Raw genomic sequence first — 16581 nt, 5'->3', positions numbered from 1 at the left:
GATCGGTCTTTTTTAGGGTAATCCATCTATGTATTACAACCTGGCTCGTAGCCTCATTTTCACTCAGGACGCCGAGCGCGCCCATGATTTGACCATCGGCATGCTCAAGCGTGTTGGTAAGACGCCGTTGCGCAAGCTGTTATCAACCTCAGCAAGCGGTTATCCGAAGAGTGTGATGGGACTGAATTTTCCAAACCCTGTGGGGTTAGCTGCCGGTTTAGACAAAAATGGCGAGTGCCTTGACGCTTGGTTTGCCATGGGGTTTGGCTTTGTTGAAGTCGGCACAGTGACGCCCCGTCCACAAGATGGTAACGCGCAGCCGCGTTTGTTCCGTGTGTTGGAAGCCGAGGGCATTATCAATCGCATGGGCTTTAATAATAAAGGTGTGGATTATCTGGTCGAGCAGGTCAAACAGGTGAAACATCGTACCGGCTTGGTCGGTATTAATATCGGTAAGAATAAAGACACTCCTGTTGAAAACGGCAAAGACGATTATCTTATTTGTCTAGACAAGGTGTACGCCCATGCCGATTATGTGGCGGTCAATATTTCTTCGCCAAATACGCCTGGCTTGCGTTCATTGCAGTATGGCGAAGCGCTCGATGATTTATTGGCGAGTTTAAAATCGCGTCAGGCAGAGCTTGCCGAGCAGCATGGCAAGCAAGTGCCGATTGCCGTGAAGATTGCGCCGGATATGTCTGATGATGAAATTGCCCAAACCGCAGATGCTTTTGTTCGGCACAAGATTGATGGTGTTATTGCTACCAATACCACCCTTGAGCGCGACATGATCAAAGGCTTGCCCCATTGCGATGAAGCCGGTGGCCTTAGCGGTAAACCGCTTCAAACCCAATCGACAGCCTTTATTGCCAAGCTAGCAAAAGAGCTTAATGGCCAGTTGCCGATTATTGGTGTTGGTGGGATTGATTCGTTGCCAGCAGCCCAAGATAAACGCCAAGCGGGCGCCGATCTGGTCCAGATCTATTCTGGATTCATTTACAAAGGACCTCCGCTAGTTCATGAATTAGTTCAAAATTTACAATAATTTGACACCTGCCAACTTCACAACAGCGGTTAAAGAATGTAAATTGGCTAAGTCGATGACTTAGGGTTGAATTATCGTGAATATCGCCAAACAGGACTGGCACTGGCAGTTTAATGAATCCAGTAATCGTTTAGAGGTTTGCTCGAGCGAAGACTGCTGTTACCAAACTAGCTTAAAGCGCTCTCAGCTCACAGGCGATGCGTTCCGCAAACAAAGTTTGGCGATTGATGATTTGTCGTTCTTACACGCCACTTATGAGTTGATGGGTGAGCAGTGTGGTAAGGACGATATGAAAGCTATGACGCTAGCAATCAATGCCACATCGGCCCGCAAATTTTTCAAACCAGCTTTGCCGCAAAGCTGGTTTTTCCTACCTTCTTCTGCTGTTTTGACCATTTCAGAGCAAATGCTGGTTGAGTTGGACACGGCAACGGAATCCGGAATTTTTCTCATTATTGAAACCAACGACACCACTTCATTACTGATGGCAGTGAATGAGAAGCTAGCGCTGACCGATCATAAAATGATGTCGGCAGGGAATATGATTCGGGTGATGAATGACCGAATAGCTCGTTATGCTTCCAATGCGGCAATTCAAAACTCAAGAAGTTTGCTGACTGCCTAGCGAGCGAAACCTAGTAATCCATCTAAAACGCCGGTTATGCCGGCGTTTTTTGTGCGCGAGGCGAGGGTATAGCGTTATTGCGGAGCTAATGCCAGTTGAGCCTTGGCTCATAACCGCTTTAGAAAAAATATTGAGAAATTAAGAAATGGTTGCGGGGGCCGGATTTGAACCGACGACCTTTTCCGCGGAGCTAATGAGAGTTGAGCCTTGGCTCATAACCGCTTGAGAAAAACAATCTTGAGAAATTAGGAAATGGTTGCGGGGGCCGGATTTGAACCGACGACCTTCGGGTTATGAGCCCGACGAGCTACCAGGCTGCTCCACCCCGCGTCATTGGGTGTGATATACACTGTTACAACGTGTATATCTCATTGGTTTAAACCAATGCTGGTATGTCGAAATGTCGATTGGTTGCGGGGGCCGGATTTGAACCGACGACCTTCGGGTTATGAGCCCGACGAGCTACCAGGCTGCTCCACCCCGCGTCGACAGGTGGCGCATATTATAGATAGCTCCTGGCCTTGGCAAGCTTTTTTTCAATTATCTTACAGCGGCCATTTTCGCTATAATCGCGCCATCTTTTCTGGTGGAACAAATCTTGTGCACAAATTATTCGCAACGTGCAGCTTAGGCCTCGAATATCCGCTGAGTATTGAACTCGGCCATTTCGGCGCTTCGGACATTGTCCAACGCCAAGGCGGCGTGTCTTTTACTGGCGACTTGGAATGCATTTATCGAGTGTTGCTTGGTACACGTACCGCTAGCCGATTATTTCTAAACTTGGCGGACGGGATTGCCAAGTCCGGTGAAGACATTTCAATGCTGGCGTATCAACAAGATTGGTCGATGTTACTGCCAACGAATAAGCCATTCACCATTGAGTTTGTCGGCAGCAACCGTGAGATCCGCAGTACCGGCTACGGCGCGCAGTGTGTCAAAGATGGCATATTTAAGCAGCTGAGCGAGGAAGGATTTGCCCGCCCGATCATCGATAATAAGAATCCATCGGCTGTTGTCCGCGCCCGCTTGGGTGGCAACAAATTGAGCTTGTTGCTCGATTTGACTGGCGATAGCCTGCACCAACGTGGTTACCGCACCGAAGCCGGTGAAGCGCCATTGCGCGAAACTGTTGCTGCCGGACTGGTGCTGCGTAGTGGCTGGTTAGATGACATTGAAGCGCCGTTTATCGATCCGATGTGTGGTGCTGGCACCATTTTGATTGAAGCGGCTGCAATGGCCGCCGGTGTTGCGCCCAATGCAGATCGCGATGACTTCGCCATTCACAAGCTGCCCTTGCATAAGCCTACGTTGTGGCAAGAGATTCAATCGGAAGTTGCAGTTAAAGGCCGTCGCGGTTTAAACAAAGCCAGCTTTAAACTGATCGGCAATGATGCGCATCCAGAAGCCATCAAACGCGCCAAAGCCAATGCTGAGCGTGCCGGCGTGGCGCACTTGATTGATTTTAAGCAGTTGGCACTTGGCGATAACCCAATGACCAATAGTGAGGCCGGCTATTTGGTCTGTAACCCACCGTATGGTGAGCGCTTAGGTGACGACGCAGAAGTGGTCTCCTTGTATTACAACTTTGGTGCGCAATTACGTCGTAAGTTCGTCGGCAAGGCCTTCTTATTGACCTCTGCTGATGATTATGTGCCAGCGTTTAAACTGCGTAGCGATAAATCTTGGCAGGTGATGAACGGTAAGTTGGAGTGCCAGTTACTATCGTTCCAATTAAACGCGTTGCCTGAAGGGGCAGAGCCAAGAGCAGAGCAACCGGGCATTACGCCGTCGGGTCAAGAGTTCGCCAATCGGCTTAGTAAAAACTTGAGTCGGATTGATAAGTGGGCCAAACGTGTCCCGACTGACGCGTACCGCGTTTATGACGCTGATTTACCCGAGTATAACGTTGCCATTGATCGTTATCTTGATTGCGTGGTGATCCAAGAATATGCACCGCCGAAAAACATCGATATGGAAAAGGCCCGTCGACGCCTGCTGGATGTCGTGCTGTTAACGCCAGATCTGATGAAGGTATCTGCCAGCAATGTGTTTTTGAAAACGCGCCAAAGCCAATCTGGTAGTGCCCAATATCAACGCGTGTCGAGCCGCAAGGCTTGGCAAGTGGTTCACGAATATGATTGTGCGTTTAAAGTCAATCTATCGGATTATCTTGATACTGGCTTGTTCTTAGATCATCGCATCACCCGTCATGAATTTGCCAAATTAGCCAAGGATAAGCGGTTTTTGAACTTATTCTGCTACACCGGTTCGGCCACCGTCCATGCTGCTCGGGCAGGCGCTGCTGCAACCGTGAGTGTTGATATGTCGCGGACTTATTTGGACTGGGCGCGGGAGAATTTGGCAATCAATCACTTGATAGCACCGCAGCACCAGTTCGAGCAATCGGACTGTTTTAAGTATTTACAAAACTGTCGCCAGCGCTTTGATTTGGTGTTTTGCGATCCGCCGACCTTTTCTAATTCCAAGCGGATGAAAAACACATTGGATGTGCAGCGTGATCACGTGCAGCTGATCCGCTTGATCGATCAAGTACTTGAACCGGGCGGCACCATCATGTTTTCCAATAATTACCGCCGCTTTAAGCTCGACCATCAAGCGATTGAGCAGATGGGTTACCGTATTGTCGACTGGAACAAGAAAACACTGCCAGAAGACTTTAAACGCAACCCCAATATTCACCATTGCTGGTTGCTGGAAAAACAAGATTAATGTTTCGATTATACGAAAGTGATGGCTGTGGTTTGTGTGAGCAAGCCAAGGCTCTACTCGGGCAGACGCCAATCGTTCATGTTGGCTGCGAGCTGATTGATATCGCCCATGATGAACAACTGATTGAGCGTTTTGGTCATCACATTCCGGTGCTTGAGCACCAATCCTCAAAGCAGTTGTTGTTCTGGCCTTTTGATCAAGTTCAGTTGGCTCAATGGTTAAAACAACTCCCTGAGTTTTCAGACTTACAAGAATGACTTTAATTAATATTCAACAGGCTTCGCTGGCATTCGGTCATGTCCCTTTGTTAGAGCAAGCCGAACTACAAATCGCGGCAAAAGAACGGCTATGTATTGTTGGCCGCAACGGCACCGGTAAAAGTACCTTATTAAAGGTCATCAATGGCGATATTCAATTAGATGATGGCGATCTGCAGTTTATTGGTTCGCCGACCGTTGCCTATTTGCCACAAGACCCACCGAATCACAGTGATACACCGGTGCTCGATTATGTCCTGCAAGGCCATCAAGACTGGCTCGATCAGCTGCATCAGTATCAGCAGTTAACCGATAGAATGACCGCTGGCGACGATGTTATGGCCGCCTTAGACAGCTTGCAGCAGAGTATGGAAGTGACTGGTGCTTGGCAGGCTGAAACCCGAGCCAGACAGGTGATTCAACGCTTAGAACTCGATGCTCAAGTGCCACTCGATAGTTTGTCTGGTGGCTGGCTGCGCCGTGCTGCATTAGCTCAGGCGTTAGTGTCGCAACCGGAGGTGCTGTTGCTCGATGAGCCGACCAACCACCTCGATGTCGATACCATTGCTTGGCTTGAACAGTTTCTTAAGGGCTTAAATATTACCCTGGTGTTTATCAGTCACGATCGAGCATTTATTCGTAATATGGCGACTCGGATCATCGATTTGGATCGCGGTCAACTCACCTCTCATCCAGGTAATTACGATCAGTACGTGGCCAATAAAGCCAAGTTACTTGAAGAAGAGCAACGCCACCATGCAGCTTTTGATAAAAAGTTGGCTGAAGAAGAGGCTTGGATCCGGCAAGGGATTAAAGCGCGCCGAACCCGTAATGAAGGGCGGGTACGCGCACTGGAAGATTTGCGTCGGCAACGCCAACAGCGGATCAATCAGCAAGGTCGGGCCAAGGGCGCAATTGCTCAGTCCGATGCTAGTAGCAAGGTTGTGTTTGAGATCACCGATCTGACGGTCAACCAACAAGAGCAAACGCTCATCAAGGGTTTTAGCTCAATAGTGCAAAAGGGCGATCGCGTGGCGATGGTTGGTCCCAATGGCTGCGGTAAGTCCACTTTGATTCGCACATTACTGGACGAGCACCAGGATTACCGAGGCACCATCAAGCGCGCACAAAATATTTCCCAAGCATATTTTGATCAACATCGTGCGCAACTTCCGCCTGAAACTACCGTTTCGGATTTTGTTGGCGACGGCAAACAGAACCTTGACATCAATGGTAAAAGCCGCCATGTGCTGGGTTACCTGCAAGACTTTTTGTTTAGCCCCGCGCGTGCGCGTTCGCCGATTTCAGCCTTGTCAGGTGGCGAGAAAAACCGCCTGCTGTTAGCAAAACTTTTCTTAAAACCCAGTAATTTGTTAATTCTTGATGAACCAACTAACGATTTAGACATCGAAACTCTTGATTTGCTCGAGGAGTTGGTCGCCGACTACAGTGGAACGATTTTGCTGGTTAGTCACGATCGGGAGTTTGTTAATCGGGTTGCAACCTCTTGCTGGTTATTCGAAGGGCAGGGGGCATTAATTGAAATCTACGGTGGCTTTAACGAGATCCAGCAGTACAAAGAGCGCCAAACGGCGCAGTTGGATCAACCGGAAAATAAACCGAAAGCAGCCAAAAACGCTAAACAGTCCGCGAAAAAGCAAAGTAATAAGCTTTCCTACAAGTTAAAGCTTGAACTGGAAACATTGCCAGATAGAATCCTAGAGCTTGAAAGTGAGGTAGAGAGATTACAGGGCATCGTCAATGATGCAGATTTCTTTGCTTTACCTCACCACGAAACTGAACCTGTGCTCAACGAGTTGGCTGAAAAAGAAGCTACTTTAGGTAACGCCTATGAGCGTTGGGAAGAGTTAGAAGCGCTAGAAAATAGTTGCAAGGAATAATATGAAGCAGTTGCATCGTTGCGTCTCACCGATTTGTGCCGCGGTATTGTCGGCACTCGCATTAAATAGTCACGCCGCGCTATATGAAGTCATTGAGTTGACCGTTAGTGAAGAGGGCGAAGTTCATACCTACGCACTGGATGGCACCAGTCCCCGTTCCGATACCGGTGTTGTTGTTGGCGCAGGCTCTCCGATTCCTGTCTACGACGATGGCGACTTAGACCCAGGTGATGATGAAAACTACCCGCTGACACCAGCCCCAGAGAATAGCAACCTTGGTGAATATGATTTAAACGGTGACGGCGACGAAGAAGAAATCGTTGACGAAATTGAAGATGCCGATCTTCGTTTTATGACCGCCTATCAGTCCAAGTACAAGGCGCTGATTAACGATTCGCTTCGCGAATGGGACCGAGTAAACGTTTGGGACACCATTAACCCTGAAGATGGCGAATATCGTGAAACAACCGATGATTACTTTTTTGCCGTCAATGATAAGCGGGTTGCTACCGGTTACGGCTCGGCGCCGTATTATGTTTACAAGTGGGAAAGTGAAGAAACGCACGACGAAACCTACGCCATTTTACGTGACTTCGCCAGCCGCGGCTTTGTTTACAAAGCCGGTGATGACCCAGATGGCGAGCGCGTCGCACTGTATCCAGAAGAAATGGAGTTCGGTGGCGTTAGCGGTGCTTACGACATCAGTGATTCCAATTTGGTTGCCGGTTACGCCTCGGTATCGTTAGTTAATGGCGCTCGCGAAGCACATGACGCGTGTATTTACGATCGCAACCTGCCGGAAATTGTTTGTGACTACGAAGCAAACTCCGGCCAAATTGGCTTCTCGGTTTATAACATTGAAGCTTTCTTGTGGCAGCTGGATAGCAACCAAAATGTGGTGTGGACGCGCTCGCTGGGTAGCCCTGTGGAATTGCCGCCTGGCGTTAATGCTCGGCTAGTGTCGCAAGCTTATGCCGCGAACGACAATGGCTACGCTGCCGGTAGTGCTGATAACTATGTGACACCGGACAACCCAAGCCTGCAATTGCTGCGCGAGTATGCGGTGATCTACACCCAATACAGCCCAAATGATGTCGGTATTCTCGATATTACCGACCGGTCAGTCTATCAGGCCAGCAGCGATAGCGCAGTGGTATCGCGCGCGACGGCACTCAACAACAATGATATTGCCATTGGCTTTGCAACCCGTTTAGTGAACGGTTTCTGGCGCACTAAGGCTTGGTATTACGACATTAATGCCGACTTCCCAGAAATGGTCGAGGTACCATCATTTTTCGATAGCTCGTCAATGACGGCCAAGTCGATCAACGATCATGATGTCATTGTTGGTGAATTTGAATGGGAGCCGCGTCCAGGCAACGTGACTCGCCGTCGTCATGGCTATCTCTATGACATTCGCTCAGACACCTTCATCGACTTAAATGACGCGGTTGGCTGTATTTCTGACTTGGATATTGTTGAAGCCAATGTGATCCGCAACGATGGTGTCATCTTGGCAACTGCAACAACGCAAATGCCACTTCTGACTGTTGAAGGCGATCCAGTGTTCGATAGCAACGGTGACCCAATCACCACCACTGTGGCGCGTGCTGTCGCGTTAAAGCCAATTGATGGCGGTGATTACGACAACTGCACCGACAAAGATGAAGCCTTCCCGAAGAATAAGCGTGAAGGGGCAAGCTTTGGTATGTGGTTGGTTGCATTGCCAATTGCTTGGTGGTTCCGTCGTCGTTATAGCGTTTCGCGATAAAGAATTAGATTTTTAATCGTAAAAAATCTTTAATAAAAAATTCATCAAATCCAGCCTGTTAGCAACTGTCAAGAACTAAACTAACAGGCTTTGCTTTGACCTTTGAATCAAACTCTATAAATCTTACTAGTGAAGCTACGGTTTCGTAATCATTGTTTGGCCAAAAGAGGAAGACAGGATGAAGCGACAGAAGCGCAATCGGTTACACAGGGCTCAGGCCCGTGGCTATCAGGCCGGCGTACTGGGACGATCAAGAGAAAATTGTCCCTATCAATCTCTCGATAGTCGGTCGAGTTGGTTATTGGGATGGCGTGAAGCCATGACTGAGCGAGCTGACGGACTTTTCCGCTAATACAATGCGCTGGTGTCAATTCTCACCAAACTAAAAAACGCCCCATAATCGGGGCGTTTTCGTTTTTCAATCGTTGGAGCTTTTGTTTAGAAACCCGAGGTATCGGTAAACAGGCCAACTTTCAAATCAGAAGCGGTGTAAATGACTTTGCCATCGACATCAACTTTACCATCGGCAAGACCCATCACCAGCTTACGGTTAATCTTGCGCTTAATATCGATGGTATAAGTCACCTTCTTCGCCGTTGGCAAGATTTGTCCGGTGAATTTCACTTCACCAACGCCTAACGCGCGACCACGGCCTTTACCGCCAGTCCAACCTAAGAAAAAGCCAACCAGCTGCCACATCGCATCCAAGCCTAAGCAACCAGGCATCACTGGGTCGCCAGGGAAGTGGCAATCGAAAAACCACAAATCGGGATTAATATCGAGTTCAGCAATGATTTGGCCTTTGCCAAATTCACCACCTTCATCAGTGATGGTGACGACGCGGTCCATCATCAGCATATTTGGAGCAGGTAACTGAGCATTGCCTGGGCCAAACATTTTACCGTGGGCGCAATCGAGCAAATCTTGCTTTTCAAATGAAGCTTGCATGATATTCCTGTTAGTACAGCAAATTAAAGTCGGCAAAGATTAGCGAACAGTTGTACGCTAAACAAGTCCGATGTCAAACATCGGGCATTATTCATCGCCTTTGAGCCAATATTTAAGTTTTTGCAGCCAACTTAGACTAGTTGATTCAAGCGGATCTGCCAGATCGAGCAAACGCAACTGCACACGGCCATAGACAGTATCGAGCGGATAGCGCTGTTGGCGATCTTCTTCGCCAATACCTGACTTCATCCCCGTGAGTATTTCAATTGCTTCAGAAACATGGCTGACGCAGCAGATCTTCAAGCGGCCATCGGTAATGGCTTGTCTCACCGCATCATCAGGATTGAACTGCAACAGGTTTGATTTTGGCATCACGATGCTGATGACTTGCTCCGGCGCCAGTTGACTTGCCACTGACCAAAAGCCTTCAACCTTCTGATTGATACCGCCAATGGACTGAACATTGCCAAATTGGTCAATGGCACCGGTCACGGCCATATGTTGATGTACTGGTATGCGACCAATGGCACTCAGCAGAGCGACTAGCTCCGCCAATGATGCCGAATCACCATCGACCTCATAGTAAGACTGCTCAAAAACGATATTAGCCGATAGGTGCAATGGGGCATCTTTGGCAAAGATTTGGCTGACATAAGCTGCCAAAATCATGGTGCCTTTAGCGTGGATATTTCCGGCCAGCTCCGCTTTGCGCTCGATATCGATAACGTCGCCATCGCCGTAGTGAACACTGGCGGTGATCCGAACCGGCTCGCCGTAACTGATGTCGCCGATATCGACCACAGTTAAGCCATTTATCTGGCCGACTTTGCTGCCGGTAACATCCAACAGCATACTGCCATCGATAAAGTCCTGATAGCTGGCTTGGGATAAGTTGGCAATGCGTTGCTGGCGTTTGACGAGGGCGGCGGCAACGTCGTTAGCAGCAATCTCGGTTTGATTGTCTGTTTTGATTTCGCGGATCAGAGCCGTGATTTTACTGCCTTCAAGGGAAAAGTAGTGGTTGTGCTCAGCGAGTTTTGAGGCGTACTGAGCCAGCGCTTGTAAGCCGCAGTCGGTGATCGTGACTTGTTGCTGTTGCAGCAGGCTAGTTAAGTAACCGAGGTAGTGAGGCGCTTGTTGATGATGAATACGGTCGCGTAATTCAACATGCAGTGGCAACACGGTCGCTAATTGCGGATAGCATTCGGCAAGTTCATAAAGTTCACTGGCGGTGCCATGGAGCGCGACCAAACCGTTAAATTGTGCGCTAGGAAGAAGCGGTGCTGGCACTTTATTGCTGCCGTGAAATTGCAATTGAATATGGCCGCTTTGCAATGTTGCAATCAGCGCATCCGCGCAGCGCGGCTCATTAAGTAACTGTGCAGCATCGATAAACACGAACCGGTTGGCTGCTTGCCAGAGCAAGCCAGGGGTGAAGTGCCAATTGTCATCACGATAACTTAGATGACCAAATAGCGTCTGATAATTGAGCAGCGAACACCACAGTGGTTCACTCGCGTGTTCCTCCGGCGGCGGCTCGCTTTGCACCAATTGACCGAGGTCACCGTCAAACGCGATGGTTTGGCCTCCACTCTTTGGTGTGTTGGGCAAATCAATTGCATCCACAAGTTGCTGCAGTGATACCCCAGGAGGCGTGCAAATTCGGCAATGGAGCCCAGTCTTTAGACTGGTTGTTAAGGTGTCGGTTAATTCGTTCTGACCATAGTGGAGCTGCTGCGGCTCACTACACGGTAGCGTAACCGCTTGATAGTTTAACGATTGGCTCATTCGGCTGCGCCTATCGGCGTACTGGCGTGCTCTTCAATCCATTGTAAAACATTGGTTTTGTGTAAACCGTAGTGGGGTTTGGTCAAGGTTGTGATCAGTAATACGTCCCGTTCGGCCAGAAACGGTTTGAAGCGCAAAAATACTTGGGCCGGACTTTCTTCAGTAGCGATTGCAACCGCTCCTTCGCCGATCATGCAAAACGGGTAGAGTTTTATCACTTGGATGACTTTGACGTAATCCGGATCGTTAGTCGGTTTATCGAGACGAAAAGTGATCAGTAGCGCGGCCATATTGTGTTGTTTCCGATGAAAGCGTTAAGACAGTATAAGACATCTTGCGATGTCCAATAATGGTTTGTAAACCAATTAGATAATTATACAAAAACTGAGATGCCGGTCGAGTTGCCGTTGGGGGATGGCGCTTGGGCCGAGCTTGACGCTTCAGAGCTGGTCGCAGCCTGCAGCAGTTGCAGCCCTAACTGCGCCTGCTGAATTTGTTGGCTTTGGCTGAGTGCCGCTTGAATCGTTTGCAAGCTGGCACTGAGTTGGTTGTTTACTGTCATTGTTGCCTTGTTAGCGCCTGAGTACAGGCGCCATTAATCATTTACATTGCCGGAACTGTATTGATTTCAGTTTCTGGCGGTTGTTCTGGTTCAGGCCTTGGTTCATAGGGCCGGATTTGCAAAATCATACCGAACATCGGGTGATCAAAGTAGTGAATTTCACTACTCCGCACGCGGCGAAATTGCGACATGTTGTAATTGAACAAGTAGGGCACCGTTGCGGCGTCAGACACTAATGTGCTGGTTGACTCTGTTGGTAGCAACACGGCATCGGTATCTTCGAGTTCTTGCGGTGATTTACGACCGGAGCGCCGTAATACCAAGTCGGTTTCAATATGGAGCCAAGTGGCAAGCCAAATGTGCAGATCCGCTTCTAATTCCCACACCGCTGGTTTGTATTCAATAGGCGTATTATTGAGGTCAACCTCTTGCCAACCATCGTTACCGGTTGTTGCAGGTAGCATGATTTCGGCTTCCGACTCAGGACTGGCTAACTGCTGCGATTCGGCGTCTTGACCGTCTGAAACTGGCGCGAGCAAGCTGCTATCATCGCCGCCTATTAATGTTTCTTCGGGTTGCTCAACTGGGTGTTCCCAGCCATCGGCGGAGTAACGACTGCCGAAGTTGTGGCCGGCGATGAGCTTAATCGCTGGCATCCGGCGCTTGCTATCAATGTCGATCCGCCAGCCAGCATGCAACATTGGTTTATACGCGCCACCATTGGCTAGTTTTTCTCGCGCCTCGGATAACTGCAGCAGATCTGCACTCAATAGGTAGGGGCCTTGGTCCCACTCTGGAATTTGGTGTGGCGTCATGGCCACAGGGAGTTGGCTTAATTCATCATAACTGCGCGGTTTTTGGCAATCGCTTAACCATTGCTCATAGGCTAATTGTTCCTCTGGCGTCCGTTCAGGCTCTAGCTCAGACTCGGCCAGTGCTGTTGTGGTGTCATCGGCAATAGGAAAGCCAAATTCGTCATAGCGAACGCCTTGCTCAACGTCATCAGCGGCGGCTTGTGGTTGCTCCAGTAGCTCAGCAACCTGTTGCTCTTCGGTCAATTCATTGGCGCTACCCAGAGGCTGTTCTGGATTAAATGGTTGCCCAATCAGAGCTAAACCTTCGTCGGCTAGCGCAGCTAAAGGTGGTGCTGGCGGCTCCGGTTGCGGGCAGTCATCAGGAGCGAGTAAAAAGGCAGAGAATAAGTCGAGTGATTTTGCGTTGACCTTGCTTGCTCGCGGCGCTTCGAAGTCTTCGTCAAGTTGAGTTGGATCTTGAATTCTGGAGAACAGAATGACTTCTACCTCAAACCAGCGGGCTTGAGCAGGCGCAATCAAGCTTGCGGCCAACACTGGCAACGTCAAATATTTCAAAGGGCTCACTGAACTAATTCTCCTTTAGTTTCAGGTGTTAACTCAGTTAATAATTCCTGAATGATTGCAATACGTTGGGCCGGTTCGGGCTCACCAGCCATCAGTTTTAACTTGTTTGGTCCTTCCATCCGGTAGTATGCCGGTTGACTCTGGATAAGGCCAATGATCTTCTCCGGTGCCACTTTGGTGTCCTGTTTGAATAACAGCTGGCCACTTTGATGGCCCAGCTCAACCTTGCTAATACCAAGTTTGGCTGCGGAAAGTTTCATGTTGGCAATGTGGAACAAGTTTTTACTGGCTTCCGGTAACAAGCCGAAACGATCAATTAGCTCGACCTGTAACTCGTGCAATGCTTCTTGATCTGGCGCTGATGCAATGCGCTTGTACAGCGACAGACGTTGGTTAACATCGTGAATGTAATCATCGGGCAATAACGCCGGTAAGCGCAGCTCAATTTCGGTCTGCTCACCGAGTAGGCTGTCGAGGCTTGGTTGCTTGCCTTGTTTAAGGGCTTCAACTGCTTGTTCGAGCATTTCCATGTAGAGACTAAAACCGATGGTTTCAATTTGACCGCTTTGATCGTCGCCAAGTAGCTCGCCGGCGCCACGGATCTCTAAGTCGTGGGTGGCTAAGGCAAAACCGGCGCCTAGATCTTCGAGTTGTTCAATGGCTTCTAAACGTTTGGCGGCATCTTTGGTCATCGCTTTAGGATGCGGCGTAAACAGGTAAGCGTAGGCTTGGTGATGACTTCGGCCAACTCGACCGCGCAACTGGTGCAACTGGGCCAACCCGTACTTATCCGCGCGATTAATAATAATGGTGTTAGCCGAGGGCACATCAATGCCGGTTTCAATAATGGTGGTACAGACCAACACATTGAAACGCTGATGATAGAAATCGGACATCACTTCTTCGAGCTCACGTTCGCGCATTTGACCATGGGCAATGGCGATCCGTGATTCGGGAACTAATTCAGCCAGCTTTTCGGCGACATGTTCGATGGTTTCAACTTCATTGTGAAGGTAATAAACCTGACCGCCCCGCAACACTTCCCGGATAATTGCTTCTTTGACCTGCAAGTCATCCATTTGCCGGACGAAGGTTTTGACCGCCAGCCGCTTGGCGGGCGGGGTGGCTATGATCGATAGATCGCGCATGCCGCTCATCGCCATGTTGAGGGTTCGCGGGATTGGTGTGGCTGTTAACGTGAGGATATCAACATCGGCACGAAGCGCTTTGATCTTGTCTTTTTGGCGCACGCCAAAGCGATGTTCTTCATCAACAATCAGCAGGCCAAGATCGGCAAACTTAACATCCGGCGACAGCAATTTGTGGGTACCAACGACAATATCGACTTTACCTTCAGTGATGTCGTTGAGAATGGCGTTGGTTTGCTTGCTTGAATTAAATCGGGACAACACTTCAACCCGCACCGGCCAGTTGGCAAATCGGTCGCGCAGGTTCTCAAAGTGCTGCTGTGCCAGCAGCGTTGTTGGTACCAATAGTGCCACTTGTTTACCGTCATTCACCGCGACGAATGCAGCGCGCATTGCGACCTCGGTTTTACCAAAGCCAACGTCACCACAAACCAGGCGATCCATGGCTTGATTGCGCGTCATATCATTGATGACATTGTCGATTGCGTTTTGCTGATCGAAGGTTTCTTCAAATGGAAAGCCGGCACAAAATTGCTGATATGCCGCTTGTTCTAAGTTAAAGCCATAACCGGGTTTGGCAGCCCGTTGGGCGTAAATATCGAGCAGTTCGGCAGCAACATCATGAACTTTTTCTGCAGCTTTACGCTTGGCTTTTTCCCATTGGTCGGTACCAAGCCGGTTTAGCGGAGCCGTGTCGGCATCACCACCTGTGTAGCGACCAATTAAATGAAGGCCGGAGACCGGCACGTAAAGCTTATCGCCACCGGCATACTCAAGCGTGACAAACTCGTTTGTCATGCCGCCAGCATCCAGTGTTTGCAAGCCGGTGTAGCGTCCAACACCATGATCTAAGTGAACCACGGGTTGGCCGATTTGCAGCTCGGCTAGATTGCGGATCACCCCTTCACTGCTAATGCCTTTTTGCTTATCGCGACGGCGTTTCTGCATCACCCGCTTACCGAGAAACTCCGATTCGGTGACAAATAGCAGTTGTTTCGCTGGCGCGGCAAAAGAATGTTCGGCAGGGCAGATGATTAAACCAAAGCGGCTGCTGGATTGAACAAATGATTCAATGCCACTGCTTTGTTCAATGCTGAGTTTTAGCGGTTTTAATAACTCGAGTAACGCTTCGCGGCGGCCTTCTGACTCGACGCTGAATAAAATCCGATGATCGGATTTGGCAATGAAACTCTCGAGCGCAGCGAGCGGGGCGTCGCTTTGGCCATCTACCCGTAGATCGGGAATGGCTTTGGTATCGAATTTAATATTGCCAGCGCGGCGGCTGGGTTTGTCCAGTAATTGCACCCGACGCTGCTGCTTCAGCGCGGTCATTAAATCAATGACCGAAAGGAACACCTCGGCAGGTTCGAGGATGGGCCGCATTGGATCATAACGGCGATCCTCATAGCGCTTGTCGACATCACTGAGAAACTGTTGTGCCGTTTGCTCAACGCCATCCCAAAGTACAAATACGGTGTTGCTTGGTAAATAGTCAAACAGGGTGCCGCATTGGTCAAAAAACAGCGGCAGATAATATTCAATACCGGCCGCAGCAATCCCGCGGCTGACTTGCTGGTAAATCGAATCCTTGTCATTGCTGATGGTAAAGCGTTCGCGGAATTGTCGGCGGAAACGCTCAATACCGGCATCGTCGAGCGGGAATTCATGCGCCGGCAGCAGGTTAAGGCCATCGAGCGTATCGCTACTGCGCTGGGTTTCGGGATCGAATAACCGTAGCGAGTCGACTTCGTCATCGAAAAAATCGATGCGCACCGGCTCATCCATGCCCATTGGGAAGACATCGAGTAAGCTGCCGCGGGCGGCGAATTCGCCATGCTCTAATACTTGTTGAACTGGGTTATAACCAGATTTTTCGAGTCGTTGGCGAAGCTGATGCATATCCAGTTTGTCGCCTGGATTAAGGATCAGCGCTGATTGGTCAATATATTCAGTCGGAGCGATTTTCAGCATTAAGGTATTGATCGGAATGATCACAATACCTTTGCTGAGCTGGCGCATGTGGTACAAGGTGGCGATGCGCTGGCTGACAATGTCCTGATGCGGTGAAAACTGATCGTAGGGCAGGGTTTCCCAATCGGGAAACAATTGCACGCCTAAACCATGGGATTTGGCAAAATACTTGAGTTCCGATTCCATCCGCAGTGCGGTGCTGGTATCCGGCGCAATCAACACAATTGGCGCGTCAGCCGCTGCAGCGGTTTCGGCAATCGCCAGTGATAGCGAGCACCCATGATAGCTGTGCCAAAAGCGTTGCTGTTGCGGATCTTGAGGAATGTCATGAATGACGTGTTGAAAGAGGCTGTTTGCGGTCATTAAATTTCGATCTTTGTTAAGTTCGTTTGGGCGGTATCGAGTAGCAACGCGTGGACTCAATGATCAACAGGCGCTGTCTAGCGATACAGCTTG

The 16581-nt window shown here is 49.5% G+C and carries 13 protein-coding genes and 2 tRNA genes; 7 read left to right on the top strand and 8 right to left on the bottom strand.

The features are described from left to right. Window positions 1–28 precede the first annotated feature (28 nt). Together pyrD and IC617_RS09535 are read left to right on the top strand one after the other, a co-directional pair. Window positions 29–1045: a quinone-dependent dihydroorotate dehydrogenase gene (pyrD, locus tag IC617_RS09540; protein WP_191144772.1), complete on the top strand. Its 1017-nt coding sequence runs from the start codon at window positions 29–31 to the stop codon at window positions 1043–1045. Between the two features lie 76 nt (window positions 1046–1121). Beyond that, complete coding sequence (locus tag IC617_RS09535) at window positions 1122–1670, top strand: cell division protein ZapC domain-containing protein (protein ID WP_191144771.1); 549 nt, start codon at window positions 1122–1124, stop codon at window positions 1668–1670. A gap of 253 nt (window positions 1671–1923) precedes the next feature. Here IC617_RS09535 and IC617_RS09530 read toward each other — a convergent pair. Beyond that, window positions 1924–2000: transfer RNA gene (locus tag IC617_RS09530), tRNA-Met, on the bottom strand. Window positions 2001–2078: 78 nt separating this feature from the next. Continuing rightward, window positions 2079–2155 (bottom strand) — tRNA-Met (locus IC617_RS09525). A 115-nt stretch (window positions 2156–2270) separates the two neighbouring features. Here IC617_RS09525 and rlmKL point away from each other — a divergent pair. The 5 genes from rlmKL to rmf all read left to right on the top strand — a co-directional run bounded on the left by rlmKL (window position 2271) and on the right by rmf (window position 8681). Beyond that, window positions 2271–4400 (top strand): bifunctional 23S rRNA (guanine(2069)-N(7))-methyltransferase RlmK/23S rRNA (guanine(2445)-N(2))-methyltransferase RlmL, encoded by a 2130-nt coding sequence (gene rlmKL / locus IC617_RS09520; RefSeq protein WP_191144770.1) that lies wholly within the window; start codon window positions 2271–2273, stop codon window positions 4398–4400. Next, window positions 4400–4657 carry a glutaredoxin family protein gene (locus IC617_RS09515; RefSeq protein WP_191144769.1) on the top strand — a complete coding sequence of 86 codons (258 nt, stop codon included), beginning with the start codon at window positions 4400–4402 and terminating at the stop codon, window positions 4655–4657. Before rlmKL ends, IC617_RS09515 begins: the two co-directional genes overlap by 1 nt. Next, window positions 4654–6558: an ATP-binding cassette ATPase Uup gene (gene uup / locus IC617_RS09510; protein ID WP_191144768.1), complete on the top strand. Its 1905-nt coding sequence runs from the start codon at window positions 4654–4656 to the stop codon at window positions 6556–6558. Before IC617_RS09515 ends, uup begins: the two co-directional genes overlap by 4 nt. 1 nt (window position 6559) lies before the next feature. After that, on the top strand, window positions 6560–8329 hold the full coding sequence (locus tag IC617_RS09505; protein ID WP_191144767.1) for a DUF3466 family protein: 1770 nt from the start codon (window positions 6560–6562) through the stop codon (window positions 8327–8329). A 178-nt stretch (window positions 8330–8507) separates the two neighbouring features. Then, on the top strand, window positions 8508–8681 hold the full coding sequence (rmf, locus tag IC617_RS09500) for a ribosome modulation factor (RefSeq protein WP_087505571.1): 174 nt from the start codon (window positions 8508–8510) through the stop codon (window positions 8679–8681). A gap of 86 nt (window positions 8682–8767) precedes the next feature. Here rmf and fabA read toward each other — a convergent pair whose 3' ends face one another. The 6 genes from fabA to mfd form a co-directional block, all read right to left on the bottom strand. Next, window positions 8768–9277 carry a bifunctional 3-hydroxydecanoyl-ACP dehydratase/trans-2-decenoyl-ACP isomerase gene (fabA, locus tag IC617_RS09495; protein WP_191144766.1) on the bottom strand — a complete coding sequence of 170 codons (510 nt, stop codon included), beginning with the start codon at window positions 9275–9277 and terminating at the stop codon, window positions 8768–8770. A gap of 87 nt (window positions 9278–9364) precedes the next feature. Next, window positions 9365–11065 carry a S16 family serine protease gene (locus IC617_RS09490; protein WP_191144765.1) on the bottom strand — a complete coding sequence of 567 codons (1701 nt, stop codon included), beginning with the start codon at window positions 11063–11065 and terminating at the stop codon, window positions 9365–9367. Next, the gene (locus tag IC617_RS09485; protein ID WP_191144764.1) at window positions 11062–11355 is read right to left on the bottom strand and encodes a hypothetical protein; all 294 of its coding nucleotides are present in this window, start codon (window positions 11353–11355) and stop codon (window positions 11062–11064) included. The genes IC617_RS09490 and IC617_RS09485 overlap by 4 nt, the downstream gene beginning before the upstream one ends. Window positions 11356–11438: 83 nt before the next feature. Beyond that, window positions 11439–11627: a hypothetical protein gene (locus IC617_RS09480; protein WP_191144763.1), complete on the bottom strand. Its 189-nt coding sequence runs from the start codon at window positions 11625–11627 to the stop codon at window positions 11439–11441. Between the two features lie 41 nt (window positions 11628–11668). Beyond that, the gene (locus IC617_RS09475; RefSeq protein WP_191144762.1) at window positions 11669–13006 is read right to left on the bottom strand and encodes a CsiV family protein; all 1338 of its coding nucleotides are present in this window, start codon (window positions 13004–13006) and stop codon (window positions 11669–11671) included. Beyond that, on the bottom strand, window positions 13003–16488 hold the full coding sequence (gene mfd / locus IC617_RS09470; RefSeq protein ID WP_191144761.1) for a transcription-repair coupling factor: 3486 nt from the start codon (window positions 16486–16488) through the stop codon (window positions 13003–13005). The genes IC617_RS09475 and mfd overlap by 4 nt, the downstream gene beginning before the upstream one ends. Window positions 16489–16581: the final 93 nt, after the last annotated feature.

The organism is Neiella litorisoli (assembly GCF_014773395.1).
GTDB lineage: Bacteria > Pseudomonadota > Gammaproteobacteria > Enterobacterales > Neiellaceae > Neiella > Neiella litorisoli.
Note: the sequence above shows the minus strand (reverse complement) of the source record. Positions and strands in the feature narration are given on the sequence as shown.